The sequence below is a fragment of the Proteus sp. fly-1067 genome (genome assembly GCF_040139345.1).
Taxonomy (GTDB): domain Bacteria; phylum Pseudomonadota; class Gammaproteobacteria; order Enterobacterales; family Enterobacteriaceae; genus Proteus; species Proteus vulgaris_B.
In genome coordinates this window covers 1-578 of sequence record NZ_JBEEUL010000186.1, presented here as the reverse complement: position 1 = coordinate 578, position 578 = coordinate 1, and the positions used below count along the sequence as shown (strand labels likewise).

Genomic DNA, 578 nt, shown 5'->3' with positions numbered 1-578 from the left:
GCGTTAGGATCTGGCACATCACGCCAGCTTGGGCAGATCCATAAACGTTGTCCAAAGCGCATTGGGTGGAAATTATCCATCCACTCTCTTTCCCAATCTTTATCTTCAAGTTGTTCGATCTTGTGGATAAAGCCTGTTTCAAGCAGTGGGCTATTCTCTAATTGCGCTACGACTATTGCCATATCTGTTTCGGCATCATAGAGACCAATCACATCGGTATCACCCCATAAACGTGTCTCGCCCGGTAAAGGTTCGAATACTGGGGTATCATGGCTGTCTTGAAAAGTGACTGAAACCGCGCCACTTTCAATCAATTCATCACCAAGTGCTTCAGCCTGCTGGCCAGTAGAGTTAAGTCGTAGTTGTATCCAAGGCATAGTTAATCTCTTTTACTTAATTGCTTGCGGGCGTAGCCTGCTCATTGGCTGCCGATTGTACTGGATTTTTACCGAAAAGATTACCAATTATAAAGGCAATCAGGCTAAATAGCAGTGAAGGAACAATTGCATGGAAGCCCATTAATTCAATTTTGAATGAGGCTAATAATGCATAGCTCACACCACCGATGACCATACCAC

Annotated in this window: 1 protein-coding gene and 1 pseudogene; both read right to left on the bottom strand. The window is 44.3% G+C overall.

What is annotated here, in order from left to right; all coding sequences use genetic code 11:
* Positions 1–377, bottom strand: a 377-nt coding sequence (locus tag ABN217_RS19905; RefSeq protein WP_349459951.1) for a 50S ribosomal protein L11 methyltransferase, incomplete at its 3' end; no start/stop codon positions are given.
* A gap of 16 nt (positions 378–393) precedes the next feature.
* Positions 394–578: pseudogene (panF, locus tag ABN217_RS19900) on the bottom strand (sodium/pantothenate symporter); the annotation flags it as partial.